Annotated in this window: 28 protein-coding genes and 1 other RNA gene; 16 read left to right on the forward strand and 13 right to left on the reverse strand. The window is 60.0% G+C overall.

Translation table 11 applies throughout. The annotated features are described in order from the left end of the window. The first annotated feature begins 50 nt into the window (after positions 1-50). The 4 genes from LZG00_03150 to LZG00_03165 all read left to right on the forward strand — a co-directional run bounded on the left by LZG00_03150 (position 51) and on the right by LZG00_03165 (position 5,372). Entirely contained in the window at positions 51-1,373 is a 1,323-nt protein-coding gene (locus LZG00_03150; protein MCF3592990.1) for a TolC family protein, read from the forward strand. Beyond that, on the forward strand, positions 1,370-3,589 hold the full coding sequence (locus LZG00_03155; protein MCF3592991.1) for an ATP-binding cassette domain-containing protein: 2,220 nt from the start codon (positions 1,370-1,372) through the stop codon (positions 3,587-3,589). Before LZG00_03150 ends, LZG00_03155 begins: the two co-directional genes overlap by 4 nt. Beyond that, positions 3,586-4,776 (forward strand): HlyD family efflux transporter periplasmic adaptor subunit, encoded by a 1,191-nt coding sequence (locus LZG00_03160; protein MCF3592992.1) that lies wholly within the window; start codon positions 3,586-3,588, stop codon positions 4,774-4,776. The genes LZG00_03155 and LZG00_03160 overlap by 4 nt, the downstream gene beginning before the upstream one ends. 95 nt (positions 4,777-4,871) lie before the next feature. Then, a complete protein-coding gene (locus tag LZG00_03165; GenBank protein MCF3592993.1) occupies positions 4,872-5,372 on the forward strand; it encodes an alkylphosphonate utilization protein in 501 nt (166 codons plus the stop codon). A 183-nt stretch (positions 5,373-5,555) separates the two neighbouring features. Here the strand turns inward: LZG00_03165 and dtd are convergent, their stop codons facing one another. Continuing rightward, positions 5,556-5,993, reverse strand: coding sequence for a D-aminoacyl-tRNA deacylase (dtd, locus tag LZG00_03170; GenBank protein MCF3592994.1), 438 nt, complete (start codon positions 5,991-5,993; stop codon positions 5,556-5,558). A 117-nt stretch (positions 5,994-6,110) separates the two neighbouring features. Between dtd and LZG00_03175 the strand changes: the two genes are divergently transcribed. Then, positions 6,111-6,527 carry an Hsp20/alpha crystallin family protein gene (locus LZG00_03175; protein MCF3592995.1) on the forward strand — a complete coding sequence of 139 codons (417 nt, stop codon included), beginning with the start codon at positions 6,111-6,113 and terminating at the stop codon, positions 6,525-6,527. A 114-nt stretch (positions 6,528-6,641) separates the two neighbouring features. Further along, positions 6,642-7,394, forward strand: a complete 753-nt coding sequence (locus LZG00_03180; GenBank protein ID MCF3592996.1) for a GNAT family N-acetyltransferase — start codon at positions 6,642-6,644, stop codon at positions 7,392-7,394. A 90-nt stretch (positions 7,395-7,484) separates the two neighbouring features. Here LZG00_03180 and LZG00_03185 read toward each other — a convergent pair whose 3' ends face one another. The 7 genes from LZG00_03185 to LZG00_03215 form a co-directional block, all read right to left on the reverse strand. Continuing rightward, positions 7,485-8,156 (reverse strand): nitroreductase, encoded by a 672-nt coding sequence (locus tag LZG00_03185; GenBank protein ID MCF3592997.1) that lies wholly within the window; start codon positions 8,154-8,156, stop codon positions 7,485-7,487. Continuing rightward, complete coding sequence (locus LZG00_03190; protein ID MCF3592998.1) at positions 8,153-9,283, reverse strand: TFIIB-type zinc finger domain-containing protein; 1,131 nt, start codon at positions 9,281-9,283, stop codon at positions 8,153-8,155. Before LZG00_03190 ends, LZG00_03185 begins: the two co-directional genes overlap by 4 nt. An 84-nt stretch (positions 9,284-9,367) precedes the next feature. Further along, entirely contained in the window at positions 9,368-10,510 is a 1,143-nt protein-coding gene (locus LZG00_03195; GenBank protein ID MCF3592999.1) for an SPFH domain-containing protein, read from the reverse strand. A 134-nt stretch (positions 10,511-10,644) separates the two neighbouring features. Beyond that, positions 10,645-11,610, reverse strand: a complete 966-nt coding sequence (locus tag LZG00_03200; protein MCF3593000.1) for a DUF2927 domain-containing protein — start codon at positions 11,608-11,610, stop codon at positions 10,645-10,647. 8 nt (positions 11,611-11,618) lie between these two features. Then, positions 11,619-12,821 (reverse strand): toxic anion resistance protein, encoded by a 1,203-nt coding sequence (locus tag LZG00_03205; protein MCF3593001.1) that lies wholly within the window; start codon positions 12,819-12,821, stop codon positions 11,619-11,621. A gap of 19 nt (positions 12,822-12,840) precedes the next feature. Beyond that, positions 12,841-13,719: a 5-bromo-4-chloroindolyl phosphate hydrolysis family protein gene (locus LZG00_03210; protein MCF3593002.1), complete on the reverse strand. Its 879-nt coding sequence runs from the start codon at positions 13,717-13,719 to the stop codon at positions 12,841-12,843. A 352-nt stretch (positions 13,720-14,071) separates the two neighbouring features. Further along, positions 14,072-14,884, reverse strand: a complete 813-nt coding sequence (locus tag LZG00_03215) for an rRNA pseudouridine synthase (GenBank protein MCF3593003.1) — start codon at positions 14,882-14,884, stop codon at positions 14,072-14,074. 53 nt (positions 14,885-14,937) lie between these two features. On the opposite strand from LZG00_03215, the gene LZG00_03220 reads away from it, so the two are divergent. Next, entirely contained in the window at positions 14,938-15,387 is a 450-nt protein-coding gene (locus LZG00_03220) for a nucleoside deaminase (protein ID MCF3593004.1), read from the forward strand. 69 nt (positions 15,388-15,456) lie between these two features. On the opposite strand, the gene LZG00_03225 is transcribed toward LZG00_03220, so the two are convergent. Further along, the gene (locus tag LZG00_03225) at positions 15,457-16,149 is read right to left on the reverse strand and encodes a metal-dependent hydrolase (protein MCF3593005.1); all 693 of its coding nucleotides are present in this window, start codon (positions 16,147-16,149) and stop codon (positions 15,457-15,459) included. Positions 16,150-16,391: 242 nt separating this feature from the next. Between LZG00_03225 and gatC the strand changes: the two genes are divergently transcribed. The 6 genes from gatC (at position 16,392) to rpmG (ending at position 20,449) form a co-directional block, all read left to right on the forward strand. Then, positions 16,392-16,679 (forward strand): Asp-tRNA(Asn)/Glu-tRNA(Gln) amidotransferase subunit GatC, encoded by a 288-nt coding sequence (gene gatC, locus LZG00_03230; protein ID MCF3593006.1) that lies wholly within the window; start codon positions 16,392-16,394, stop codon positions 16,677-16,679. Beyond that, positions 16,679-18,166: an Asp-tRNA(Asn)/Glu-tRNA(Gln) amidotransferase subunit GatA gene (gene gatA, locus LZG00_03235; protein MCF3593007.1), complete on the forward strand. Its 1,488-nt coding sequence runs from the start codon at positions 16,679-16,681 to the stop codon at positions 18,164-18,166. The genes gatC and gatA overlap by 1 nt, the downstream gene beginning before the upstream one ends. A gap of 37 nt (positions 18,167-18,203) precedes the next feature. Next, on the forward strand, positions 18,204-18,944 hold the full coding sequence (locus LZG00_03240; protein MCF3593008.1) for a hypothetical protein: 741 nt from the start codon (positions 18,204-18,206) through the stop codon (positions 18,942-18,944). Positions 18,945-19,026: 82 nt separating this feature from the next. After that, the gene (locus LZG00_03245) at positions 19,027-19,695 is read left to right on the forward strand and encodes an N-acetylmuramoyl-L-alanine amidase (GenBank protein MCF3593009.1); all 669 of its coding nucleotides are present in this window, start codon (positions 19,027-19,029) and stop codon (positions 19,693-19,695) included. An 8-nt stretch (positions 19,696-19,703) separates the two neighbouring features. After that, positions 19,704-20,116, forward strand: an RNA gene (gene rnpB, locus LZG00_03250) — RNase P RNA component class A. Positions 20,117-20,281: 165 nt separating this feature from the next. Then, positions 20,282-20,449: a 50S ribosomal protein L33 gene (rpmG, locus tag LZG00_03255; protein MCF3593010.1), complete on the forward strand. Its 168-nt coding sequence runs from the start codon at positions 20,282-20,284 to the stop codon at positions 20,447-20,449. Positions 20,450-20,615: 166 nt separating this feature from the next. Here the strand turns inward: rpmG and LZG00_03260 are convergent, their stop codons facing one another. From LZG00_03260 to LZG00_03270, 3 genes are all read right to left on the reverse strand, one after another. Continuing rightward, positions 20,616-21,389: a 1-acyl-sn-glycerol-3-phosphate acyltransferase gene (locus LZG00_03260; protein MCF3593011.1), complete on the reverse strand. Its 774-nt coding sequence runs from the start codon at positions 21,387-21,389 to the stop codon at positions 20,616-20,618. Positions 21,390-21,752: 363 nt separating this feature from the next. Beyond that, complete coding sequence (locus LZG00_03265; GenBank protein ID MCF3593012.1) at positions 21,753-22,526, reverse strand: Bax inhibitor-1/YccA family protein; 774 nt, start codon at positions 22,524-22,526, stop codon at positions 21,753-21,755. Positions 22,527-22,667: 141 nt separating this feature from the next. Then, the gene (locus LZG00_03270; protein MCF3593013.1) at positions 22,668-22,886 is read right to left on the reverse strand and encodes a DUF1127 domain-containing protein; all 219 of its coding nucleotides are present in this window, start codon (positions 22,884-22,886) and stop codon (positions 22,668-22,670) included. A 141-nt stretch (positions 22,887-23,027) separates the two neighbouring features. On the opposite strand from LZG00_03270, the gene LZG00_03275 reads away from it, so the two are divergent. Further along, positions 23,028-23,903, forward strand: coding sequence for a LysR family transcriptional regulator (locus LZG00_03275; protein ID MCF3593014.1), 876 nt, complete (start codon positions 23,028-23,030; stop codon positions 23,901-23,903). On the opposite strand, the gene LZG00_03280 is transcribed toward LZG00_03275, so the two are convergent. Then, positions 23,890-24,852 (reverse strand): NADPH:quinone oxidoreductase family protein, encoded by a 963-nt coding sequence (locus LZG00_03280; protein ID MCF3593015.1) that lies wholly within the window; start codon positions 24,850-24,852, stop codon positions 23,890-23,892. The genes LZG00_03275 and LZG00_03280 overlap by 14 nt on opposite strands. Positions 24,853-25,163: 311 nt before the next feature. Here LZG00_03280 and LZG00_03285 point away from each other — a divergent pair, with 311 nt between their 5' ends. Together LZG00_03285 and hisN are read left to right on the forward strand one after the other, a co-directional pair. Beyond that, the gene (locus tag LZG00_03285; protein MCF3593016.1) at positions 25,164-25,532 is read left to right on the forward strand and encodes a helix-turn-helix domain-containing protein; all 369 of its coding nucleotides are present in this window, start codon (positions 25,164-25,166) and stop codon (positions 25,530-25,532) included. Between the two features lie 58 nt (positions 25,533-25,590). Further along, positions 25,591-26,418, forward strand: a complete 828-nt coding sequence (hisN, locus tag LZG00_03290; protein ID MCF3593017.1) for a histidinol-phosphatase — start codon at positions 25,591-25,593, stop codon at positions 26,416-26,418. Positions 26,419-26,559: the final 141 nt, after the last annotated feature.

Consider the following 26,559-nt stretch of genomic DNA (forward strand, 5'->3'; position numbering starts at 1 on the left):
AGGCAATAAAAAATAACAATAAGATAAGCACCAGTAAGTGGGGCAGTGGTATGGGGCAGAGTAAAATGGTCAGGACATTTACGTCCTTGGGGTTGGTGTTCGGTCTGGGCGGCTGTATGGGGTTGGGGGCTCCGGGTGCTGACGGTGACATTGTCAGCCGGATGCGTGGCGGCTTTCTGGACAGCAAACCGGCGGCGCAACAAAGCAAGGAAGCGGCTGAAAGCGCTATTCTCTCGGACCTTCAAAACCGACACAGTGTGCTGCCTGATGATGGTGCATTTGATCGGGTGTCCGGGCCGGTTCTGGCGGCGAATTCGCGGTCTGCGGAAAGTGAGCTTCGCGTCGCACGGCTGCGCGCCGAGGCGCAGAGCAAGAATTGGCTGCCGACGCTGGGCCCGAGCATTTCGCTTTCGAGTCTGGGCGAGGTTCTGGCCAGTCTGGTGATTGATGCGGTGATTTTCGACAACGGCAAGAAAAAGGCCGAACGTGAGTTCGCCCGTGCAGATGTAGAAGTCGCCGCCGTGAATCTTGCGATTGATACGAATGACCGGGTGCGCACCGCGCTTGGGCTCTATCTGCGTGGTCAGCAGGCACAGGAGAAGGCCGCGCTGGCGCAGGCTGCGTTGAAGGATATGGGCCGATTTGAATATATCATGAACGAGCGGGTCAAAGGCGGGGTTTCTGACCTCAGCGACCTGAGCGTGATCCGACACAAGCTGGCCAAGATGCAGGCCGAATATAGCGGGCAGACGGAAGCGGCCAAGGGGGCCGTGGCCGAGTTGAACGCGATGTCGGTGAAGAAGCTGGGCGGGGTTCAGGGCCTATCGGATGTGCGGGTGAGCCGCCATGATGCGCGCGCCTTGAGTGTTTTGCTGGCCGAGGCCGAGAAAGGCCGCGCCGTGGCCGGGGCCAAGATCGACCGGGCAGGGTTCTTGCCAGGTTTGACAGCCAGCGCGACGGTGACGAAAACCGGCACAAGCGGTGCCGTCGATCTGGCACCCGAGAACGGGTTGGGGCTTGGCACCAAGGCGAATCTTCAGGCGATCAAGGCCGCGACAGAGGCCGCAGGCCGACGTGTGGCGCAGGCCGATGAGGACGCCAATCGCAAACTGGCCAAGCAGGAAGCGCGGCTGGCCGCGTTGTCGCGCCAGGTTGGTGAGGCAGGCGGTTTGGCCGCGCAGGCGAAGAGAAATCTCGACATATTCCAGCAACAGTATGATGCCGGGCAACGCCAAGTCATGGATGTTGTCGGGGTCTATGAGACTTGGGTCAGTCAGGAACAGGCGCGTATAGATCTGAAATACGAGATGGCCGAAACCCGGCTTGAGATGGCCCGCGAATTGGGGCTTCTGGCGGACGGGAGCGACATTTGAGTGAGAAGCCCGCTGCACTGACGATTGCGAGTGTCGGCAAGGCGCGGTTGACGGCGGTGTCAAACACCGATCGTGCGCCCGGAGCGCCCGAGCCAAGCCCTGCACAGGACGCGCGCGCCAGGCATCGCGCCGAATTGGCCGCGACCTATGCCGGGCTTTTGGGCGTGCAGGCGGTTTCGCGCGATATTCTCGACGTGATCTTGAAGCGGCTTGATGCGGGCGATGGTGTGCAGCCAGAGGCGCTGGCCGAGGGGCTGCAATCGGCCGGGCTGATTTCGGAAGTGGAAATGATTAGCCATGCGGGCACGGGAACGTGGCCCGCGCTGGCGCAAATGACCAGCGGGCAGTTCATTCTGGTGCTGGGGGTCGATGGTGGTGACCTGGTGCTCTATGACACCACCTGCACCGACAATCGTGCGCATGTGCCGCTTGGCGATTTCGAACCTTATTTCACCGGTATGGTCGTGCGGGCCGAGGCACCGTTGAAAAAGCTCAGCAAGACCCATGCGCCCAAAAAGGTTGAGCCGCATTGGTTCTGGGGTGAGTTTGGCCGGTTTCGCCGGGCTTTTGGCGAGGTCGCGTTGGGGTCGTTTGTGGCGAACCTTCTGGCGGTGGCCGTGGCGCTGTTTTCCTTGCAGGTTTATGACCGGGTGATCCCGCATCAGAGCGAAGCGACCCTGTGGGTTCTGGCCGCGGGCGCGGGATTGGCCCTGTTGATGGAAGCGTTTTTGAAGATCGCGCGGGCGCGACTGATGGATGGGGCCGGGCGCCAGATCGAAATGGGCGTGCAGGGCTTGTTGATGAACCGCCTTTTGGGCATGCGCAGCGAACATGCGGGCCGCCAGCCTTCGCAACTTTTCTCGGCGATGCGCGAGTTTGGTTCGGTGCGCGAGTTTTTCACGGCATCGACCATCGGGACGCTGGCCGACTTGCCGTTTATCATTGTCTTCCTGCTGTTGGTGTCGAGCATTGCGGGCAATGTTGTCTGGGTTTTGGTGCTGGGTGGAATCCTGATGGTTATACCGGGGTTCTTCTTGCAAAAGCGGATGATCGCGTTGACGCAGGAGACGCAAGGGGCGGGGGCCAAGGCGAGCCGTCTGTTGCATGAGACGATTTTCGAGTTGGATACGGTGAAATCGCAACGCTCAGAGGACCGCGTGCGTCGGCTCTGGGCCGAGTTGAATGCGATTTCGGCGGAGAAGACCAGCGAGCAGAGAATGCTGGCTTCGGTGCTGACATTCTGGAGCCAGGGTGTGCAGCAGGCGACCTATGTGTCGGCGGTGATCATGGGGGCGTATCTGGTCTTTGCCGGGGAGTTTACCGTGGGGTCGATCATCGCGGTGGGGATTTTGACCGGGCGCACGCTGGGGCCGCTGACGCAATTGGCGGGGACGATGGCGCGTTGGGGCAATGTGAAAACTGCGCTGGACGGTTTGGAAGGGATCGCCGGATCAGAGCAGGACCGCGCGGAGGGGCGCACTTATTTGCGCCGCGAAGCCTTGCAAGGGCAGTATGAGATCCGTGATTTTCGTTTCCGATATGAGGAAGACGGCGCGCCGACGCTGGAGATTGGCGCATTGGCGATTCAACCGGGACAGAAGCTGGCCATCTTGGGATCAAACGGGTCTGGCAAATCGACCTTGCTCAAGATCTTGAGCGGGCTTTATGCGCCGAGTGAGGGGCGTATTCTGCTGGATGGCACCGATATGGGCCAGATCGAGCCGCGCGATTTGCGGCGCGGGATTGGCTATCTCGGGCAGGATGTGCGGCTGTTCACCGGGACATTGCGCGAGAATTTGAACCTGACACTTTTGGAGCGAGATGATGATCGGCTGATGCAGGCGCTGGATTTTGCCGGGTTGGGGCCGTTTGTGAAGGGGCATCACAAGGGGCTGGATCTGGAAATTCGCGATGGTGGGCAGGGGCTTAGCATCGGGCAGAGACAGAGCATCGGTTGGGCGCGGTTGTGGCTGCAAGACCCGAGCGTTTGTCTTTTGGACGAACCGACGGCGGCGCTGGACCAGACGCTTGAAAATACGCTGGTTGATCGCTTGAAGGGCTGGCTTGAGGGGCGCACGGCGGTGATTGCCACCCATCGCGTGCCGATTTTGCAGCTGACGGATCGCACGTTGATCCTGCAACAAGGGCGGTTGGCGGTTGATGGGCCGCGTGACCAGGTGATGGCGCATTTGCGCGGTGCGGCGGTGGCGTCATGAGCGCGGGCAGCAGCACGAATCTTGCCGGGCAGTTGAATGCGCGGCTGCGCGGGCCGAGTCTGACGATCTGGCTTTGTGCGGCGACGGTTTGGGTGTTTATCCTATGGGCGGCGTTTGCCTCGGTCGATGAGATCGTGCGTGCGAAGGGCGAGATGATTTCTTCGTCACGTCCGCAGATTATCCAGAACCTTGAAGGCGGAATCCTTGCGGAATTGCCTGTGAAAGAGGGGCAGGTTGTCGAGAAGGGCGATGTGCTGGCCCGGCTGCGCGCAACCCAGTTTCAAAGCTCGGTTGATGATTTGATCGATCAGATCGTGGCGCTGGATATTCGTCGCTCGCGGATTGAGGCGGAATTGGCCGGGGCGTCGGAGTTTTCCGTGTTGCCGCAACTGGCTGCGCGCAGCCCCGAGATTGTCGCCTCGGAACGCGCCCTTTTGGCGGCGCGCCAGAGTGACTACAATTCGCGCAAGGCGGGGGCCGCTCGGGTGCTGGACGAAGCGGCCAAGGAAAAGGCGATGCTGGAGGGACTTCTGAAGCGCAAGATCGTGGCGCAGATCGAGGTGACACGGGCGCGCAAGGCACATGCCGATGCACGCATCCGGTTTGATGAGATCGTGACCCAGACCGAGCTTGATCGTGCACAGGACTATTCCGATACGCTCAAGGAACTGGCGACGTTGAAGCAGAATTTGAAGGCGTCGCAGGATCAGCTTAACCGCACGGTTCTCAAAAGTCCGATGCGCGGAATCGTCAACGGGTTGTCGGTGACGACCATTGGCGGTGTGGTGCGCCCCGGCGAGGAAATATTGCAGATCATTCCGCTGGATGAAGAACTGTTCGTCGAGGCGCAGGTGAAGCCCGAAAACATTGCAGGTGTGCGGCGCGGGCAAGAGGCGACGATCAAACTGTCGGCGTATGATTACACGATCTATGGCTCTCTGAAGGGGGTGGTGGATGTGATTTCTGCCGACACGTTCAAGGATGATCGCGCGCGCGACCCCGAGGCATCGGCGCATTACAAGGTGACGCTGAGGGTTGATCGGGAACGGTTGACGGAGCGCCAGGAGCGGATTGCCATTCGTCCCGGAATGCAGGCCGAGGTCGAGCTGCACACCGGGTCAAAAACGGTGCTGCAATACCTTCTGAAGCCGCTCTATAAATCGCGCGAAGCGTTTCGCGAACCATAAAGGGTTTGAAATGGTTGTAAGCCGGTTTCGTTTCCTGCGTTTGGGGTTTAAGCCGTGATCCATCACACATTCAAAACGTTTTAAGGATAGATTCCATGACTTGTGTATTCTGTGGTGCCGATGGCGCTGAACTGGTGGCTGTGGCTCCAAAGGACGACACTGTGCTGCTTTGTGCAATTTGCCGAGAGGGTGTCGATGGCACCTTGGAAGACGGCCCGCATTGGCAGTGCCTGAACGAGGCAATCTGGAGCGAGGATTCTGCCACCAAGGTGTTGGCGTATCGGATGCTGAAAGGCTTGCGCGCACCCTGGGCCAACGAGGTGTTGGAGATCGCATACCTGACCGACGAGGAGCGAGATTGGGCCGAGGCGCTGTCAGACGCGCTGGAACATCGTGATTCCAACGGCGCGTTATTGGCCCAAGGTGATAACGTGGTGTTGATCAAGGATTTGCCGGTCAAGGGTGCGGGCTTTACCGCCAAGCGGGGAACGGCGGTGCGAGGCATCTCTCTGGTGGCTGACAATAGCGAACATATCGAGGGACGGGTCGAGGGCCAGCGTATCGTGATCCTGACGAAATTCGTGAAAAAGAGCTGAGCGTTACGCCTTTAGGCCCGCCCTGAGGTCGCGCACACCCGCCCGCCCCGCGCCCTCAGGGGCGGTGTGCATAGTCTACCAACGTGGGTGCTCGGCACTTGGGTAGTTAAATCAAGAAGAACGCAGAGATGAGCGCGCCCCCTCTGGTGACGCGATTGTGCGGTTTATCACCCGAAGAAATGATCAGACATCGAGCCATATGGTCACCGGTCCATCATTTACGAGACTTACCTTCATGTCGGCCCCGAAACGTCCGGTTTGGACGGGAATGCAGAGTTTCGACAGGTTTTGCGCAAAATATTCGTAGAGTCGTTCACCATCGGTCGGGTCGGCGGCGCTGGAAAAGCCGGGGCGATTGCCGCGCGAGGTGTCTGCGGCGAGTGTGAATTGCGAGACCACCAGTGCCGCACCGCCGGTATCGAGCAGTGACCGGTTCATCCGACCCGTCGCGTCGGGAAATATCCGTAGCTTGGCAATCTTTGCCGAAAGCTTGTCGGCGGCTTCCTGGGTATCGCCCTGCATGGCGCAAACAAGGATCAGAAGCCCCGGGCCGCATTCGCCGATCACCTGGCCTTCGACGCGGACGGCGGCTTCGCTGATACGTTGTACAAGCGCACGCATTGAAAAAACTCCCTTTTTACCACGCGATGAAGCCCCGTGAATTGTTCTGGGTCAAGGTGATCCGGGGCCCAAAATGCTAGAATTAATCATCGAAATTCATCGAAAGGAGTGCTTGTTATGGTTGAAAAATCACATACTGCAGGCCTTTGGCCCTCGCTCTACGAGCCGTTTCGTCAGTTTGGTAGCCGGGTAGCCGATTGGTTGGCGCCAGCGTCGGATGCCAGCGCGAACGAAAACGTTTATCGCATCACCATGGAATTGCCCGGGGTCGAGGAGAAGGATATCGACATCACCGTCAACTCCGGCGTGATCAGCGTTAAAGGAGAGAAAACCGACAGTCGCGAGGAAAAAGGCGAGTCTTGGTTCTTTTCCGAACGCCAATACGGTGCTTTTTCGCGCTCGTTCCGTCTGCCCGAGGACGCCGATGGTGCCAAGATCGAGGCGGATCTGAAAGATGGGGTGTTGCAAATCACCGTGCCGAAACGCGCGCCGGAAGCGTCCGAGGCGAAACGGGTGACGATCAAGCGCGGCTGATACTCGCAAAACGAGACGCCGCGTTGGCCCGGGGGCGGAGGAGGGGCCGCCCCCGGTGTTTGGTCAGGGTGTCGACGCGTTCGAAGACAGAGCGAAACGAGAAGGAGAAACGGCTTGTCCGAATTGATCCGAGTCACGGCGGATACGCTCGAACACCACGGCTTTTTCTGCAAGATGAGCGCGCGCAAGACCAAGGCTTGGGCCGACAAGCGCGATTGGCTGTTGGCGCGGTTTGATGAGGGCTTGCAGCTTCGGCTTTTGGGAGGCGGACAGCGCGGCTTTATAGAGTTCATCCCAGGCGCCTATGCCTGGCGCGCCATTGAGGGTGCCGAGGATCTGGTGGTGATCCACTGCCTCTGGGTGGTCGGCAAAAGCAAGGGACAAGGCCATGCCCGCGCCCTGCTGGACAGTGCCGAGGATTGGGCGCGCGACAATGGCTACCGGGGCGTTGCGGCGCTGACCAGTTCTGGTAATTGGCTGATCAGAAAGGGTATTCTGGAACTAAGGGGTTATGAGAGCGTGGAAGCGGCGGCGCCGGGCTTTGATCTGATGTTGAAGCGGTTCGCGCCCGGAAAAGCGCCGCGTTTGAGCGGTGGTTGGGAGAAGAAGGCGGCGGAGATGGGGCCGGGGCTGGCGGTGTTGCGCTCGGCCCAGTGCCCTTACCTAGAGGATGCGGCGGCGCATGCGCGCGACGCCGCGGAGGAGCTTGGGCTAAAGTTCAGCGACCGGGTGATCACCAGTGCCGAGGAGTTGCGACGACTGTCGCCGACGCCCTATGGGGTCTTTGCGCTGACCCATGAGGGCAGGCTGCTGGCGAGCCATTACCTTCTGAAGAAAGACATTCTGAAGGCGGTTGCAAAAAGTTGAACCAAACAGACGCGGGCCGCCGCGTTCGAAGACCGTTCCTGTCGGGCGTTGCGGCCAAAGCTGGTCGTATTGCGCGGGCCAGGCGCGGTGTCAGGCGCGCCAGTCGAATATTTCGCCCAAGGGAGCGCGGGCCGTTCGGAACGTGTTGGCCGGGTGGTCGGCATCGGCGAACCCGAAGGAAATCGCGGCCAACACCAACCGGTTTTCAGGAATGTCGAAGAAGTCGTGCACGAAACGGCCATATCCGGCTACGGCCGCTTGCGGAATAGTGGCGATGCCGAGGGCCTGTGCAGCGAGGCAGAAGCCGGTGATGAAGCTGCCGCAATCGAGGACACCATAGGAACCGAGATCTGCCTCGGAAGTGATGATGGCCACGTGCGGTGCGCCAAACAGGCGAAAATTCTCTTTCATTTGCTCGGCAGAGCCGGCGCGGTCGCCCTTTTCCACGCCTACGGCTTCGTAGAGTTGCCAGCCACAGGCGCGGCGTCTGTCCTTGTAGACGCCGACATATTGTTTGGGCGCATCGAGATCGTGCTTCATGGAGTTCTCGGAGGCATGGGCGAAAAGGGCATCGCGAAAGCGGTCGGTCTCAGCTTTGTCGGCGACGATAGCCTGCCAGGGTTGGGCGTTACACCACGAGGGCACGCGGCCTGCGGCTGTGACGATCTGCTCGACTGTCTTGCGCGCCACCGGGTCGGGGCGAAAGGCGCGGCAGGAATAGCGCTCGGTCAGGAGAGTTGTGAGCGTGTTGTAAGCGTTCATAATGCGCCCTCGTTCAATGCGATAAGATAACCGATGGCACCCGCGATGATCAGGCCAGCGATTACGGCAAAGGTGATTTTCCAGGCCGACCACGGGCGTTCGCCCTGCACGCGACCGGTGCGACCATTGACCACGAAGCGGTAGGTTTTGCCACGGTATTTGTAGGCCGCGAGCCAGACCGGCAGCAGGATATGTTTGAAGGTGACATCGGAGACGGCGGTATCGACATCGTGAATCCGCTGACGATCGCCGCCGATGTCGAATTTCACGTCGCGTTCGATCTGGCGTGCCATGTGGGCACGGGCCTCGGAGTAGCCTTCTTCGAGTTCGACCGTGTAGCCTTCGGCGCGAAATCCGGCGAGGTATTCGGGGCGATAGGGCTCAAGCGCAGTGAGATCCCAAGGCTCCAACCCGTCGGTATAGCGCTTGGGCAGGCTCTGCGACGCCAGAACAAGGATATCGTCGAACCAGCGTGCCACCCGGCCCGAGGCCGGGCGCCAGCGGATTTTCTGCACCCGTTGTTGCACCTGTTTGCCATTACGCGTCACCGTGCGGGTTTCATAATAGATGGTGCCGTGTTCGCCGCGGTAGCTGGATTTGGTATCGGCGTCGAAGGTCCAGTAGGGCACGTAGATGCCCTGCATCTTGCGGCCCTTTCGGGCATATTCCTTGAGCCCGTTCGGAGCGAACCAGAGGCGGCCAAGCCAATCGGTCATCGCGTCGCGCGCGCTGCGTTCTTGCAGCGCGAAGGGCAGCACGCCGCGCGGTTTGATATGGCGATGAAGACCGGTGTCAATGACCACCGGGGTGGCGCAAAACGGGCACTCGGTGGCGTGGGTATCGGCGTTGAACTCAACCAGTGCGGCGCAGTTGGGGCAGCGCGAGACGCGGGTTTCCTCGATCTCCTGTTCGGGCAGTTCGGCGGCGAGCGCGGCGCGGAAATCAAGCTCCTTGATCGGGTGGAAGTTGAACCCATCGCCTTCGATCAGTTCTTCAGAGCCGCAGAAATCGCAGATCAGCTTGCCCTCACCGGCGGCAAAACGATAGTCAGCGCCGCATTGTGGGCAGGGGAACCGGTGTTCGGCTTGCGCAGGGGCTGGTGGCGGGGTCTGGACCAAGAGATTCAATGCCTCCGGCGGGGATATTTAGGGCAAGATGAAGAGGTGGGGGGAGGGGGTATTTCGACCCTCCCCTGTTGGAAAATGGAAAGGTTATGCGCCGGGAGGGGGGGGCGGCAGGATCGTGAAAAGCTGGGCCAGTTCAGCCACCTCGGCGGCAGTTTTCCAGCCGTCCTGACCGGGGGTCCACACGTGGGTGGTGCGGGTGAGCGTACCATCGGCAGCCATGCGGCCCATCGACGCCTTGGAGAACGGCCCTTTGGTTTCGCCACCTTCGGCGATGTGCCAGACATGTTCGACCGGCGGGGGAGGCGGCGGGGCCATGGCAGCCGGAGCGGCGGATTGCGCGGGCTGTGAAGACGTTTGCGCGGGCCGGGTGCCCCAGGGGCCAGCTTGTTGGCCGATATTCTGCGCCATTTGCAGGCCGAGGCCAGCGCCCATGCCGGTTTGCATAGCGGCGGCACCAGCACCATCACGGCCAAGCGATTCAGCGGCCTGGAACTGCATGTAATTGGAAAGGTCGCCGATCACGCCCATCGAGGTGCGCTTGTCCATCACCGCTTCGACCGCTTCGGGCAGCGAGATATTCTCGATATAAAGTTCGGGCATCTCGATGCCGTATTCGGCCAGTGTGGGTGCGATATCCTTGGCCACCAGCTTGCCCAGCTCGCGGGTGTTGGCGGCCATGTCGAGCACGGGGATGCCAGAGCGTGCGATGGTGCGCGAGAATTCCTGAACGAGGATGTTGCGGATCTGGAAGCTGATTTCGTCCATGGTGAATTCGCCGTCGGTGCCGACGATTTCCAGCATGAAGCGGGCCGGGTCGGAGACCTTGATCGAATAGGTACCATAGGCGCGCAGACGCACCGGGCCGAATTCGGGATCGCGCGCGATGATCGGGTTCTTGGTGCCCCATTTGAGATCATTGAAGCGGGTGGTGTTGACGAAATAGATCTCGGATTTGAAAGGTGACTGGAAGCCGTGGTCCCAGTGTTGAAGCGTGGTCATGATCGGCATGTTGTTGGTCTCGAGCATGTAGAGACCGGGGGTGAAGACATCTGCCAGTTGGCCCTCGTGCACGAACACGGCCGCTTGCCCTTCGCGCACCGTCAGTTTGGCACCGTATTTGATCTCATGCGCTTCGCGCTCAAACCGCCAGACCATGGTGTCGCGGGTGTCGTCGGTCCAATGAATGACGTCGATGAATTCGCCGGTGAGAAAATCGAGAATGCCCATTATCAGTTCCTTTCGAATATTTGCCTGACCTTAGCTTGTGCAAAGGGCGGGGAGAAGTCTTTCGCTGCTATGAATATAGCCAGTAGCATGGCTTGGAGGCGAGTGGTGGGTTGAGGGCAGCAGAAGCATTCCGGTTAGCTGCCTGCGCCGACCATCTCGCGCGCGATGCGGGCGGCGATGGGGCGGGCCTCTTCCTGCGACATGCCGGGTTTCAGGCGGCGATCATAGAGCAAGCGCAGCAGCATTTCGTCATGCACGGTGAGATAGGCAAATTCTTCGTCGTCGTTGAAGATGCTGGGGCGCGCGCGGGGGCTGTCATTGGTCAGACCGAGGCCCTGGGCCAGTTCTTCGTGAATGCACGAGCGGCGCAGTAGCGGGGGATGTTCGGCGCGGATAATTGCGATGGCGGTTTGGTATTCATTGCCGGTTGGGCCGCCGGGTTGCGCCACAACAAGGCAATAGGTGGGGCGGCTGAGATTGCGAAAAACGGCCATTGTGCCGGATGAGGCGTTTGGCATGATCTGGCGTACGCGGGCCAGCATTTCGTCACGATCATCCGCGCTCATCACCAGCACATGGAAGTTTGCAGAAGACGATTTGGTGATACCGATCGGGTGGCCCGTGATGTTGTGAAGACGCGCGGCGTATCCCGTGATGAAGTTGGTATCTTGGGTGCGCTGATCAGGTGGCACAGAGGCGCCGAATTCGATTTTCATACGCACCGGTTTCTGCCAGCGATGCAGATCGCTGACCGAGCCATCTGATGGGCCGACGCTGTCGAGGGGGTGTTCGTTGACAAAGGCGATTTGCTGAAAATTGCGCAAGAGGTCGTCGGCGTCAAACTGGGTATCGGGACCACCACCATCGGTGCGCATCAGGCCCTGCGCGAGAAGATCATTTTGAACCCGGGCGTAGTAGCGGCGCAAACCGTTGCTTTCGGTCGAAGGCGTGTAGTCGGGCGTCGGTTTAGTGGCGGGTTTTGCCAACCCGGCGGGGCGCGCCTGGGGTTTGAGCGTGGGCGCAGGAGCCAGGCAGGCGGCAAGCAGAAGCAGGCCCGAAAGGGCGATGGCCTGCCGCGCTGCATTTTTCCAAACCTTCATAGGGGGGCTCAGGCTCCTTTGGGGACTGCCGTGCCGGCGGTGTCGCCGAGCCCGGTTTTGCGCGCCTTTGCCGAGGCCAGAGTGTCACGCAATTCGCCTTCCATCTTCTTGAGTTCGACTTCGGCAGCGGCGCGGCGTACCTTGCCTTCATCAGCGATCTGGAGGCTTTCTTCAATAGTTGCGACCAGATCGGCATTGGCCTGTTTCACAGCTTCGATGTCAAACACGCCGCGTTCCATCTCCTCGCGTATCATCTTGTTGCTTTCGCGCAGGTTCTTGGCGTTGGCGGTCAGAAGTTCGTTGGTCAGATCATTGGCTTCGCGCACCGCGGCGGCGGCTTCGGCCGAGCGCTGGATCGTTACAGCCTGCGCCAACTGTGTCTCCCAGAGTGGGACGGTGTTGACCAGCGTCGAGTTGATTTTCGTGACCAGCGACTTGTCGTTTTCCTGCACCAGACGGATCGAGGGCAGGGACTGCATGGTGACCTGACGCGTCAGCTTGAGATCATGTACGCGTCGTTCGAGATCGTCACGCGCGGCGCGTATGTCGCGAAGCTCCTGCGCCTGCATCACCTGTTCTTCTTCAGGCGCGGCCTGCACCTGGGCTTCCTTGGCGGGGATGTCGACCTCGTCAAGCAGGCGCAGTTTTTCGGTGCCAGCGGCGATGTAGAGGGCGAGTTCGTCATAGAATGTCAGGGTTTTTTCATAGAGCAGATCAAGCGACTTGATGTCTTTCAAAAGTTTATGTTCGTGGCTGAGCAGATTGTCGGTGACCTTGTCGATCTGTCCTTGCACGGTTTCAAACTTTGCGGTGAATTTGGCGAAGGGCGCGGCGCGGCCCAAGAGGCGCTCCCACCAAGTGCGCTTGCGGCGCACATCGAGCTCGGAGACCGAAAAGCCGCGAATGGTGGTGACGATATCGCGCAGGGAATCACCGGCCGGGCCGACATCCTTGTTGCGCACGTCGTTGAGCATGGCTTGGGAGATTTCCTGCAACTCGGCCTGAGCGGCGGAGCCGAAGTTGACGATTGAGCCGGTGTCGGACATATCGAGTTCGCCCATGCGGGCGGTGATTTCCTTGCTCACGGTCTTGTTGGCCTTGGCGAGCGGCACCACGTCATCGGCGGCAGCGGGTTCAGGCAGGATTACGGCGTTGACCTCTTCGACCAGCGCGAGCGCGTCTTGAGCCTGTTTTTGGATGGTTGTCGACATGAGACTTCCTTTTTACTGGTTAGGGCTTGAGGCGCACGCCTTCGCGGGCGAGCCTGTCGCGCAACACTTCAATTTCGACGTTGAGATCGCTGCGGTTGTCGAGCAGCAGAGTTTTTGTCTTGGCGTTGAAGCTCTCTTCCAGATCGGTGAGCAGCATCATGTAGTCCGAGCGCGCACCGCGATCCCTGTTGCGTGCGTAAACATCGGCGAACTTCACCGTCGCGTCGCGCGCGCCTTGCAGGTAGACGCCCATGAATTTGCGCGCTGCGGTCAGATCGCGCGGGTCTTCCTCGACCGTGCGCAGAAGGTCGCGCACCTTGAGTTGGAAGCGTTCGACGCGGGCCTCGGCCTCGCGGTCTCCGGCACGTTTGATCGCGGCTGACATCGCGGCGAGATGCTCTTCGGCCTTGTCGACCATGCGGGCGACGCGGTCGGTCTGAAACTCGTCGATGCCTTCCATGCCCTTGTTTTTCATCGGGTCCGGACCGAATGCTAAAAAATGCAGCACGGTGCCGGTGACGGCATAGATAAGTGGGGCGAACAAGCCCGGGTCAGCGGCGAAGCCGGCAATGAAAAGCCCCGCGCCGGTAAGGGCTGAACCCAGCAGTTTGCGCGGAATGGCGGGGCGGCGGGCAACCTTGCGCGCCTCGTAAGCCTCTTGCGCCAGCAGGCCGTCGCGGGTGAGCCATGCCGCCAGCAACAGTGAACCGAGAGCGATGAGATTGAGCGCCATCGACGTGGGGCCATTGCCGAAGGCCGACCAGACAAGCGGCAGGGGTGCGAGGAAAAGCAGGTTTATCCGCCCGCCCACGCGCGACCGTCGGGCACCGCGAAAGCTCCCTTCCTCGGCGTCGTCTTTCCCCTCGGGGCTGAATTTTCCGCCATAGCGTCTAGTCATCATACGCCCCCGGCGATGGAGACATAGAGGATGAGTATGACCAGCAGTACAAAGGCCAGTTTCTGCAATCCGGTTTGTGACATTTGCCCCATAGCCCAGTGAACACCGTCAATAACTTAGGTGATGGGGGGCGGGCGCGCTAGGGGGAAGATTGGGGTGGGCGGCTCATGGCTTGAACGTGATTGCCAGAGCGAAGGGACGAAATGAGGGGCCAGCCCCTCATACTCCCCGGGATATTTCGGGCAAGATGAAGGGGTAAGGGCGCAATTCTTCGAGGGAGGCGGCAACCTGATGGGTGAATTGTGGCACTGTGCCGGGCGTTTGAGAGACTGGCCCGGTGGATGCGGTGGTGTCAGCGTTTGCGGGTGCGTTGCGGCGTGCGGTTGGTTTTGGGTTTGAGTTTGCCTTTGGATTCGCTTTCGTTTTCCAGCCCGAGCTGATCGCGAAGCACCCGGCCGCGGATTTCCTCGACGGCGCCTTGCTTGAGTTGACCCAGTTGGAATGGCCCGTAGGACACCCGGATCAGACGGTTGACGGTGAGGCCGACAGCTTCCATCGCACGGCGGACTTCGCGGTTCTTGCCTTCGCGTAGCGCCACTGTAATCCAGGCATTGGCGCCTTGCTGCCGGTCGAGGCTGACAATCATCGGCTGGAACTTTTCGCCGTCGATGGTGATGCCTTTGCGCAGCGGGTCGAACGTGGCTTCGGTGGGCCGTCCGTTGACCCGCGCCCGATAGCGCCGCAGCCAACCTGTAGAAGGTAGCTCGAGGCGGCGTTTGACGGCGCCATCGTTGGTCAGCAGGAGCAGGCCTTCGGAGCTGATATCAAGGCGGCCGACGCTCATTACGCGTGGCATGTCCTCGGGCAGGTCGTCATAGATTGTCGGGCGGCCCTGTTCGTCGCGCGTGGTGGTCACGAGGCCTGTGGGCTTGTGATAGAGCCAAAGGCGGATCGGTTCGGGCGCGTCGAGCGGCTTGCCGTTGACGGTGATCTTGTCGGCGGGGGTAACGTTGAGCGCGGCGCGGTCGATCACCGTGCCGTTCACGGAGACGCGGCCCTCGGTGATCATGCGTTCGGCTTCGCGGCGCGAGGCGAGGCCGGCGCGGGCGATGACCTTGGCGATGCGATCACCGGGCGGGGATTTATGCGGTGTCTTGGCGTTCATGATGCGGCAATAGCGGATTGGCGGGCGGGCGGGAAGGGGATATGGGGGATGCCATGGAATTCAATGCTCATATGCACGCCGCACTTGAAGAGGCGCGGGCGGCTGCCGCGCGCGGCGAGGTGCCGGTTGGGGCGGTGCTGATCTCGCCTGAGGGTCAGATCGTGGCGCGGGCAGGGAACCGCACGCGTGAGCTCAGCGACCCGACGGCGCATGCTGAAATCATGGTGATCCGGGCGCGCTGCGCCGAACTGGGCAGTGAGCGGCTTCCCGGTCATGACCTTTACGTCACGCTGGAGCCTTGCGCGATGTGCGCTACGGCGATCTCGGCGGCGCGTATCCGGCGGCTGTATTATGGGGCCGCGGACCCGAAAAGCGGCGGGGTGGAGCATGGTGCGCGGGTGTTTTGCCATCCGCAGGCGCATCATAGCCCTGAGGTTTATGACGGGATTGGCGCACGCGAGGCCGGTGCGTTGCTCAGAGACTTTTTCGCGGCGCGGCGCTGAGCCGGGACACGCGGGGTGAGCGCGCTGTGCCTCGCCCCGCGACGCCGTCATGTGGCGGAAGACCTGACGTCAGAGCGAAATCGGTTGCAGGACCTCGGGCTCGATCACATTCACCCCCGGCAGTCCGGTCTGCAATCCCTCTGCCGATTGGGCGAGGATCGGGAAGGTGCGGTAATGCCCGGGGATCACTGTCTTGAAGTTGAAGTAACGCCTGGCTGCGTAGGCTGCGGCTTTCATGTCCATGGTGAAATGCCCGCCCGCCGAAAGGATGGCGATATCGGGATTGTGATACGCGCCCATCCAGTCCATGTCGGCCATGATATCGGTGTCGCCGGAAGCGTAGATCACATGGCCTTCGGCGGCGATCATGTAGCCGACTTCGGAGCCGGCGGCTTTCGGGCCTTCGGGGCTGCCAAAGCTTGAAGAATGCGAGGCCGGCACCATTGTCACTTTCGCGCCGCCCAGATCGACGGTGCCGCCCTTGTTGAAGCCGATGGTGGTGATGCCTTCATGTTCTTCGTAGTGGCTCATGATGTCATATTGCCCGACCGCGGGCACGTCATGCTTGCGGCACAGATCGAGCAGGTCGGCGACGTGATCGAAATGGCAATGTGTTAGCAGGATATGGGTGACACCGTCGGTGGCGGTCGCATGTTGGTCTTCGTTCAGCATCGGATTGCCGGTGAGCCAGGGGTCGATCAGAAGGACCAGATTGTCGGTCTCGATGCGCCAGGACCCATGCCCGAGCCAGATGATGTTCATGAAAAGCCTCCTTTGGGATTCGCGGTGTTGGGGTGAGGATAGCATCTGCGCAGCTCGGCGCCAGTGGTTGGACAGGGACGGGGGCGCTGCCCCCAAGGTGCAAAATGCAGGGCATTTTTCACCTTTCCCCCGGGATATTTGGAGCAAGATGAAGGCGGGGTGTCGCGCCAACTATGGTGCATTGCCTTGAAGGCGGAAGGCAGGGGCGCTAAGAGCATTTTACAGATTTTCAGGAGTCGCGCATGTCGATCGACAAGGACACGGCCGCCAAGGTGGCCAAGCTGGCACGGATCAAGGTGGAGGACGCCGCACTTCCCGCCCTGGCCGAGGAATTCAATGCCGTTCTCGGCTTTATTGAGCAATTGAGCGAAGTTGATGTCGAGGGGGTCGAGCCGATGGTTTCGGTCACGCCGATGCGGCTGAAACGGCGCGAGGATGTTGTCACCGATGGCAATATGCAAGACAAGATATTGAGCAATGCGCCGGATGCGCGCGAGGGCTTTTTTGCGGTTCCGAAGGTGGTTGAGTGATGGCTGATCTGAACAAACTGACCATTGCGGATGCGCGCGACAAGCTGCGTTCGCGGGATGTGACCAGTGTTGAGTTGACCGAGGCGTGTCTTGGCGCGATTGAAGGGGCGGGTGCGCTCAATGCTTTTGTGCATCACACGCCAGAGATTGCGCTGAGCCAAGCCAAGGCCGCCGACGCGCGGATTGCCAAGGATGATGCGCCTGCGATGTGTGGCATTCCACTGGGCATCAAGGATCTTTTCTGCACCAAGGGCGTGCCGAGTCAGGCCGGATCACGTATTCTTGAAGGCTTTAAGCCCGAATACGAGAGCACGATCAGCCAGAACCTGTGGGATGCGGGTTCTGTCATGTTGGGCAAGCTCAACATGGACGAATTTGCCATGGGATCGAGCAACGAAACCTCGGTTTATGGCAATGCGGTTAACCCGTGGCGGCGTGGCAATGACGAAACTGCTTTGACGCCAGGAGGGTCATCCGGTGGATCGGCAAGTGCGGTGGCGGCGGATCTGTGTCTGGCAGCGACGGGCACGGATACCGGTGGATCGATCCGTCAGCCTGCGGCGTTCACTGGCATCACCGGGATCAAGCCGACCTATGGGCGGTGTTCGCGCTGGGGTGTTGTGGCCTTTGCGTCGAGCCTCGATCAGGCCGGGCCGATGACCAAATCGGTGCGCGATGCGGCGATCATGCTGGAAGCGATGTGTGGGCATGACGCCAAGGATTCCACCAGCGTTGATTTGCCGGTGCCGAATTTTGAGGCGATGCTTACTGGTGATATCAAGGGCAAGAAGATCGGAATTCCCAAGGAATACCGTATGGACGGGATGCCCGATGAGATCGAAAAGCTCTGGGCCGATGGGGCCGATATGCTGCGCGATGCAGGGGCCGAGATGGTTGATATTTCGCTGCCGCATACAAAATACGCGCTGCCGACCTATTACGTGATTGCGCCTGCTGAGGCCTCATCCAACCTCGCGCGGTATGACGGGGTGCGCTATGGCCACCGTGCCAAGCTTGCCCATGGTGATGGGATCACCGAGATGTACGAAAAGACCCGTGCCGAAGGTTTCGGCCACGAGGTTCAGCGCCGGGTGATGGTGGGGACTTATGTGCTCTCTGCCGGGTTCTATGACGCGTATTACAACCGGGCACGCAAGGTGCGCACGTTGATCAAGAAAGACTTCGAGGATGTGTTCGCGCAGGGAATCGACGCGATCCTGACGCCTGCCACGCCCAGCGCGGCGTTTGGCCTTGGAGAGATGAGCGACGCCGATCCGGTGGCGATGTATCTTAACGATGTGTTTACCGTGACGGTGAACCTTGCCGGCTTGCCGGGTATCGCGGTGCCTGCGGGGATGGACAAACAGGGGTTGCCGCTTGGTTTGCAACTGATTGGGCGGCCATGGGAAGAGGGTGATCTGCTAAATTCAGCCTATGCGTTGGAACGTGCGGCGGGATTTGTGGAAAAACCCGGCAAATGGTGGTAGAAACCCGTAAAAGACCAAAAAGGCAGGACGTTCAGTGATGCGCTATTTTATTATTTCAGCTGCGCTTTTCGCGCTTGCTGCTTGTGACGCGACCGTGCCCGACAGTGGTGCGGGAGTGGGTTTTGGCGACTATGAAACCTATCAGAAGCAAAAGGCGGCCCGCGAAGCACAGCTGAGCGGAGAAGTCATTCCGGGCGCACCCGCAGTGTCGAGTGTTGCGCTGGACGGCAGCGGTGCGCCGCAATCTGGGATTAACCCGCAGAATGCGGGGTCGGATGTGGCTCTGGAAACTCAAGCCGTTTTGGCCGCGACGCGCGCTAATTCGGGGGAGGCGCCGCTGGATGCCAGCCCGTCTAACCCGGCGCCGGTCCGGCTTAACAATCCCGCCGGAATTTCGGAGGAGAACGATTTTTCGGCGGTAGATGCGCGCCGCACGATCCAGGATGATGCGGCTCTGCGCGCCCTGCAGCAGGCGCAGTACGAGGAAATTCAGCCGACCGCCTTGCCCAAGCGAAACGGATCGAGCGAACCGAGCATTGTCGAATATGCGCTTTCGACCACGCATCCGCGTGGTGCCCGCCAATATAGCCGCTCGAGCTTTAACGCCCAGGCGCGCTATCAGAAGAACTGTGCAAAATACCCGTCACCGGATTTGGCACAGACTGAATTCCTCGCCAAGGGTGGCCCGCAGAATGACAGGCTGGGCCTTGATCCGGACGGCGATGGTTTTGCCTGCACTTGGGATCCGACGCCGTTCCGCAAGGCCAGATCCGGGTAAGGCACGTGTGAAGCTGCCGCCGGAGATCACATCACATCCTTCGCCGTCGTTCGGGCCGCGCCGTGAGGGCGTGACGCCCGACATGATCGTGCTGCACTATACGGCGATGAAACGCGCCGAGGCGGCGTTGGAACGGCTGTGCGATTCGTCGGCCGAGGTTTCGGCGCATTATCTGATCTGTGAGCAGGGGCGCATCTGGCAGATGGTGGATGAGGAGATGCGCGCCTGGCATGCCGGGGCGGGGCGTTGGGGCGATGTGAGCGATGTAAACTCACGATCAATCGGGATCGAGTTGGCCAATCGTGGTGATCACCCTTTCCCCGAGCCGCAGATGGCGGCGCTGGAAGCGTTGTTGCCGGGGATCATGGCACGCTGGCAGATACCGCCCGAGCGGGTGATTGGCCATTCCGACATGGCGCCGGGGCGCAAACACGATCCGGGCGCGCGGTTTGATTGGCGCAGGCTGGCGGTTCAGGGGCTCGGCATCTGGCCTGAGGTCCGAGCGGACGGGAAAGGTGACTTCCTGCGCGATGCGGCGGCGTTTGGTTATCCCGTGGGGGATGTTACGCCAGAAGTCTTGCTGCGGGCTTTCAGGTTGAGGTTCCGTCCCAGAGCGACAGGGCCGGAAGATGAGACGGATCGTGCAATCATGGCCGGATTGGCGACCGGCTGGCCAGTTGATTGTCAGACCGGTGATGGTGCGCAAAACGCGCCCGTCACGTTGACGCGGCGCGAACGGCAGACTAACTGAGCAAATGCGCGGAGGGCTGGATGGCCGCTTGCGGGCGGGGCAACCCGTTTCGTGGGAGGAAAGTCCGGACTCCACAAGGTAACGGTGCCGGGTAACGCCCGGGCGGGTTCGGTGGGGAAACCCACCGTGCACGACGGAAAGCGCCACAGAGAAGAGACCGCCCGTGTGTATCGCTTGCGATAGACCGGGTAAGGGTGAAACGGTGGGGTAAGAGCCCACCGCGGGACGGGCAACCGGACCGGCATGGCAAGCCCCACCGGGAGCAATGCCGAATAGGGATCGCGCATGGGCCACCTTGGCCCCGACGATCCGGGTAGGCAGCTAGAGGCGCGTTGGCAACAGCGCGTTAAGAGGAATGGTCATCCAGGGTCAGATCACGGTCTGGCCTGGACAGAATCCGGCTTATAGGCCCTCCGCGCATATTCTTTCCCGAGGGGTAACAGGCGGCAGCCATGGATGTTGCGAGAATCCGCCCTTAGACTTTGAGAAACCCGGCGATTGCGGTTGACTCGGGCTTCCACGCGGGTAAAAGGCAAACTTCAAGAGATTTCACGGGCCGAGATGTGCCCGACGCAGGAGCACTATCATGGCGAAGCCGACCACCATCAAAATCCGCCTGAACTCGTCCGCGGGCACGGGCCACTTTTATGTGACCAAGAAAAACGCACGCACGATGACTGAGAAGATGACGGTTCGCAAGTACGACCCCGTTGCGCGCAAGCATGTCGAATACAAGGAAGGCAAGATCAAGTAAGATCTGTCTGATTGCGAGAGACAAGGCTGCACCCGTATAGGGCGCGGCCTTTTTCGTTTGTGGGCTGGGGCGGGAATGTTGGCTTGGAGCGGTGGCCACGACAGGTGGACGCATCACAGAAATCTTTAGGTGTTTGCTTCCAATGTTCGCGAGGTGCGATTATGCGTCACCCGTGATCAAAGACACTCATCATGGCCTCGCGAAGGCGGGCGACATCGTCGTCTGGCGAAGCGTTCGGATCACAGATGAACGGCGCAAGCACCTCGATCCGGATGGTGCCGCTTTGGGGAAAGAGCCTGCCCCGCGGTAGCAAGCGGTCGGAATCAAGAATGACGATCGGTCGGATTGTCCGACCGGTCTCGCGAGCGACGAGAACCGCACCGGGTTTGAAAGCGCCCAATGACTCGGTTGCCGCCCGCGTTCCCTCAGCAAACAGGACCACAGAGCGGCGCGCTGGCATCTCCCTGACGGCGGTCCTGAGTGTTTCCAATGCCGCCTTGCCAGACTTGCGGTCAATCTCTACAAGGCCGGCGCCGTTGAACCCGGTGCGCAACAACGCAGCGTCGCACAGTTCTTTCTTGGCGGCAAAGGTGAACCATTTTTCATCGGGAACAACACCCATTAGTGCGAAACCATCCAGATGGCTGCGATGGTTAACCACGATGACGCTGTCCGTGTCGGCGCTGAGTTCCCGCTTGTCTTCGTCTGACATCTCCGCCCGGATGCTGAGCAGCCACAAGAGCCGCGAACAGGCCCGTTTGACCCGTTTCCAATACCAGCCGCGAAACCCGCGCCGTTTTGCACATAGTAACGGCACAAATCCAATGTAGAGAAAATAGAAGGGCCCCAACACCATCAGCGCAGTGCGCTTGATCAACCTTACGGGCAAGCTATTGATTACCAGAGCTTTCTGGCCGTGTGAGCCGGGATCGATTGTCATGGGAACCTAACGCCTGTTGGTGCCCCTATGGAGCCGTTGGGCCATGAATACGGAGGCATTTGCAACCGCAAGTCAGCGTCACGGCGAGCGCTGGAAGCTTCGTCTGTAACCAGCGCGAATGCCTTTCTATCGGTCAATTACTCTGAGATTTCAACGCGAAATCTTTACGCTAGGGCATGCAATTGACTGTTGAGCGAAGATGCCGCACCACAAATCACTGCTGTGGGCGATACGAGATAAGCTCAACTTTTAGGTTTGTTTTGAAACGCTTTTGTGCGGCAGCAAGCTTTCTGTTGCGGCCCCAGAAAACGAAAAAGGCCGCCCCGATGGAGCGGCCTTTCATATCCGTATCAGCCTAGGCTGCTATTCTTGCGACCCCATGAACATGAGAAGGAATTGGAACATGTTCAGGAAGTCGAGATAGAGGTTCAGCGCACCGTGGATGGCCGATTTGTCGAGCCATTCCTGATCGCCATGATGGGCGTGCGCGATGTAAGTGCTCTTGATCTGCTGTGTGTCGTAGGCGGTGAGGCCTGCGAAGATCAGAACGCCAATCATCGAGATGGCATACATCATCGCTGGCGATTGCAGGAACCAGTTGATGATCATCGCAACCAGCAAGCCGATCACGCCCATGATCAGGAAGCTGCCCCAACCAGAAATGTCTTTCTTGGTTGTATAGCCCCAGAGCGACAGGCCAGCGAAAGCAATTGCCGTGACCAGGAAGGTCTGCACAATCGAGAATGATGTGTAGATCATGAAGATCGAGCTAAGCGATACACCGATCAGGGCTGCGAAGGTCCAGAAGAAGAGCTGTGCGCCCGAGGCGGAGAGCCGGTTGGTGACGGCACCAAAGGCAAAGATCATGCCCAGCGGTGCCAGCATGACAACCCAACGCAGCGGCGAGGTGTAAAGTAGTGCGCCGAGATCAGACAGATACTGCCCGTTGCGCAGCATTACACCGCTGGCCGGGTCTGTGGTCACGGCCAACCCGGCAATTGCCCACGCGGCGAGCGCAGTGATCAGCATGCCTACGGACATGGTGCCGTAGACCTTGTTCATGTGGGCGCGAAGCCCGGCATCAATCGCGGAAGCGCGTGTGCCTGCGCCTGTCCGGATTGTGTTGAGTTCTGCCATCGAATCCTCCGAGTTTTAAATACTAGTGCCCCCGCCGCGCGATTGCGGTGGGGGTTCTAGGAAAATATCGGGTATGAGTGCATCTTTTTCAAGGACTACCGGTGGGAATCTCACGAAATCGGGCCGATTGTCTGAATTGGGTTATCTTCGCCATGTGGCCGGCACGTCCCAGAACGGGCGGCTGGCCTCGGAATCGGCTTCAAAGCGGCTCAACCCGAGATCTTCAAGTGCCGATGCGTCGAGACGGGCGAGTTGCGCCCGCTGGCGGCGGACCGCGATCCAGCTGGAGAGCCGGGCCGAAATCAGAATGGGGCGATTGAGCCGCAAGGCATCGTGGGAAATGGCGTGTGTTCTCGACATGGCGCTTCTTCTTTCGTGATATGTTGCTGCGTTTATATTTGTTGTTGTGATATATATCGGGCCACGTTATATTTAGAAAATGAATATTTGATATGGCATGCATCACGGATGGTTATGATGCGGGCCGAGAGCGAGGCATAGATGCGCAACCTTGATATGACGACACTGAGATCCTTTGTCGCTGTAGCGGATCATGGTGGCGTTACCCGCGCGGCGGGGATGCTGAACCTCACCCAATCGGCGGTGTCGATGCAGCTCAAACGACTTGAGGAATTGCTGGGCGCCGACCTGCTCGACAGGACCGGACGCAAGATTGCGCTGACGTCGAACGGGGATCAGCTCTTGACCTACGCGCGGCGCATGGTGGCGCTGAATGACGAGGCGGTAGGGCGGCTGACCGAAGACCTTTTTGAGGGCGAAATCGTGTTGGGGGTACCGCACGACGTGGTGTATCCGGTCATTCCAAGGGTGTTGAAGGCCTTCAATGCCGCTTTTCCAAGGGTCAAGGTGCAGTTGGTTTCATCAAGCACGGTTAACCTGCTCGATATGGTGGCGCGGGGCGCGGCCGATCTGGTTCTGACGACCGAAGAAAACGTCGGGCATAACGGTGAGTCACTGACCGAGATGCCGCTGCGTTGGATCGGGGCGCCGGGCGGGGCGGAATGGCGCAAGCGGCCCCTGCGGCTGGCTTTCTGCAAGTTGTGCATCTTTCGCCCCATTGTCGTGCGCAGTCTGGACAAAGCGGGAATCCCCTGGGAGATGGCTGTGGAAGCTGACGATGATCGCACTGTTGAGGCACTGATCAGTGCCGATTTGGCGGTCGGGGCGCTGATGGAAGACAGTATCCCTCCGCACCTGGAGGCGATCAGCGCCGGAGGGGCGTTGCCCGAACTGGGGGTGCAAAAGATCAACATGTATGGCGCTACTGATCGCGATGAGGTGATGCGCGAGCTGTCGGGCATGCTGCGGCAGGGCTATGGTGCGACACCGACACAGGCACTCCTCAAGTCGGCGTAATCACCACCTTGCCAGTGGATTTGCGACCGCGCAGGAGCTCCAGACCCTCCTCAGCGCGTTCAAGCGGGAGCGTATGGCTGATATGCGGTTTGATCCGCCCCTCGGCGAGCCAGCCAAAGAGCTTGGTCAGGCTATCGGTGATGACTTTTGGACGGAACTTCATGTAGCCGCCCCAGTAGAACCCCAGCACATCGACGTTTTTCACAAGCAGATGGTTGGCAGGGATCTGTGGCACAGTGCCAGAGGCAAAGCCGATGGTGAGAATGCGCCCCTCGGGGTTGCAGGCACGCAAGGCGGCTGTGAATTGATCGCCGCCGACCGGATCATAGACCACATCAGCGCCGCCAAGCGCCTTGACGGCCTCGCGAATATCTTCGGTTCTGGCATCTATCATGTGATCCGCTCCGGCGCGCGCTGCGATTTCGAGTTTGTCAGCGCCACGGGCGCAGGCGATCACTCGTGCCCCCATTAATTTTCCGATTTCCACAGCAGTGAGGCCCACGCCTCCCGCGGCGCCAAGCACAAGAAGGGTTTCCCCCGGTTGCAGCCGTGCCTTGTGTTCGAGCGCCACATGGCTGGTGCCATAGGCGATTTGCAACGCGGCGGCCTGGGTGAGAGATGTGTCGGGCGCGAGTTCGATCACCCGGTCGGCGGCAAAGCAGCCCATATCGGCCAGACCACCATGTCCACCGACGACCGCCACCGGCGTGCCCGGCGCTGGTCCGCGCACACCATCTCCGAGTGCGTCGACGATGCCGGCCACCTCCATTCCAAGGGTGAATGGCGGCACGGGCATGTCCTGGTATTTGCCCTCAAGCATCAAAAGATCGGCAAAGTTGAGGCCGCATGCGACGATTCGCACACGAATTTCGCCCGGTTTTGGCTTTGGCGCCTCAATTTCGACGAATCGCGCGGGCTGTTTGGCGGTGATGATCTGGTATGCTCGCATATTAAAATCCATATATGTGGAAGTGTTTTCATAGGCTCGTGGCATTTTTCGAGTCAATTTCATTTCCATGGAGGAGAGGTGTTTTATAAGGTTTTACCTAGGATTGAGCCCGTAGAAATTGTTAGAAACTTAAACTTGTTCGCGTTATGGGTGTGCATAGTTCTTGAAAAAGTGATCCGCCATGGTAGGTTCGCGTATGTTGTTGTTGCATTAAGGGTATTGGCAGCGATCGCTGGTGTGTGCAGTTTGGCCGGGGAATTGTCCGGTTTGAGGCATCAAGGCAATTTGGCACGAGTAACAAGGAGTTGTGAATGGCACATCCTGTAGACGTTAATGTAGGGAAGCGTATCCGCCACCGGCGCTGGCTTGTCGGCATGACACAGCAACAACTGGCCGAACAGGTCGGAATCAAGTTCCAACAGATCCAGAAGTACGAAACCGGTGCAAACCGGGTCAGTGCATCGCGGCTCTGGGATATCTCGGAGGCGCTGGACGTGCCGGTGAGTTTCTTTTTTGAGGGTCTGGATGTCGGTGCTGAGAAGTCCGATGGCGGTGCGGTGCCATCTGATCTGATGGGCGACAAGGAAGCGCTGGACCTGGTGCGGTCCTACTATGCAATTCCCGAAAATCAGCGCCGTCGTTTGTTCGATCTCGCGAAAGTTCTCTCCGACGTGGCTTGAGCCGGACCCGCGCCCGGGCTACCTCGTGCTGTGAAAGCGGTAGCAGGGAAGTGGGCGCGTGACGAAACAAGTGAGCAGCGAAGATTACGAAGACATTCGCCAAACCGCCCATGCGTTGGCTGACGCCGCGCGTCGGGTGGTTTTGCCATTTTTCCGGTCCGAGGGACTGGAAGCCAGCAACAAGGGCGACAAGTTGTTTGATGGCGGGTTCGACCCGGTCACACAAGCCGATCGTGAAGCCGAAGCGGTGATGCGCATCATTCTGGCCGAGCGGCGCCCCCATGATGCGATCATTGGCGAGGAAGACAGCGACAAGCCCGGCAACAGCGGCCTGACCTGGGTGCTTGACCCGATTGACGGCACGCGTGGGTTCATCTCGGGCACACCGACTTGGGGGGTATTGATTGCCCTCTCGGACGCGAATGGTCCGATGTTCGGAATGATCGACCAGCCTTATATTGGCGAGCGGTTCTGGGGCGGTTTTGGTGAGGCCCGGATGATCGGCCCACAAGGTACGCGCGATTTGCGTGTACGGGGTAGTCGGGCGCTGAATCAAGCGGTGTTATTTACCACATTCCCGGAAGTCGGCAGCGCAGCGGAGCGGCGCGGGTTCGAGGCGGTATCGAGCCAAGTGCGATTGACCCGTTATGGCATGGATTGTTATGCCTATGCGCTGCTTGCCGCCGGGCAGATCGATCTGGTGATCGAGGCGGGACTGTCAAACTATGACATTCAGGCGCCGATTGCTGTGATCGAAGCGGCGGGCGGAATTGTGACCGATTGGCAAGGTGGCCCGGCACATGATGGCGGGCGGGTGATTGCCGCAGCAGGGCCGGAGCAGCATGCGGCGGCGTTGGAGATTTTGCGCGATGTGCCAGTGGGATAAGCCCTTCGCAAACCGCACAGAAGGCGCGGTCTTCGAATTGGGGCTTGATCGCACGGGGCGGGTTGGCCAATAATCGAGCGGCTGGCCGGGTCTTCATGCTCCTTTTCCCCCGGACAGGCCAAGGGTGGCTGAGGGGAGCGC

The sequence above is a fragment of the Rhodobacteraceae bacterium LMO-JJ12 genome (genome assembly GCA_021555075.1).
Taxonomy (GTDB): Bacteria; Pseudomonadota; Alphaproteobacteria; order Rhodobacterales; family Rhodobacteraceae; genus JAKGBX01.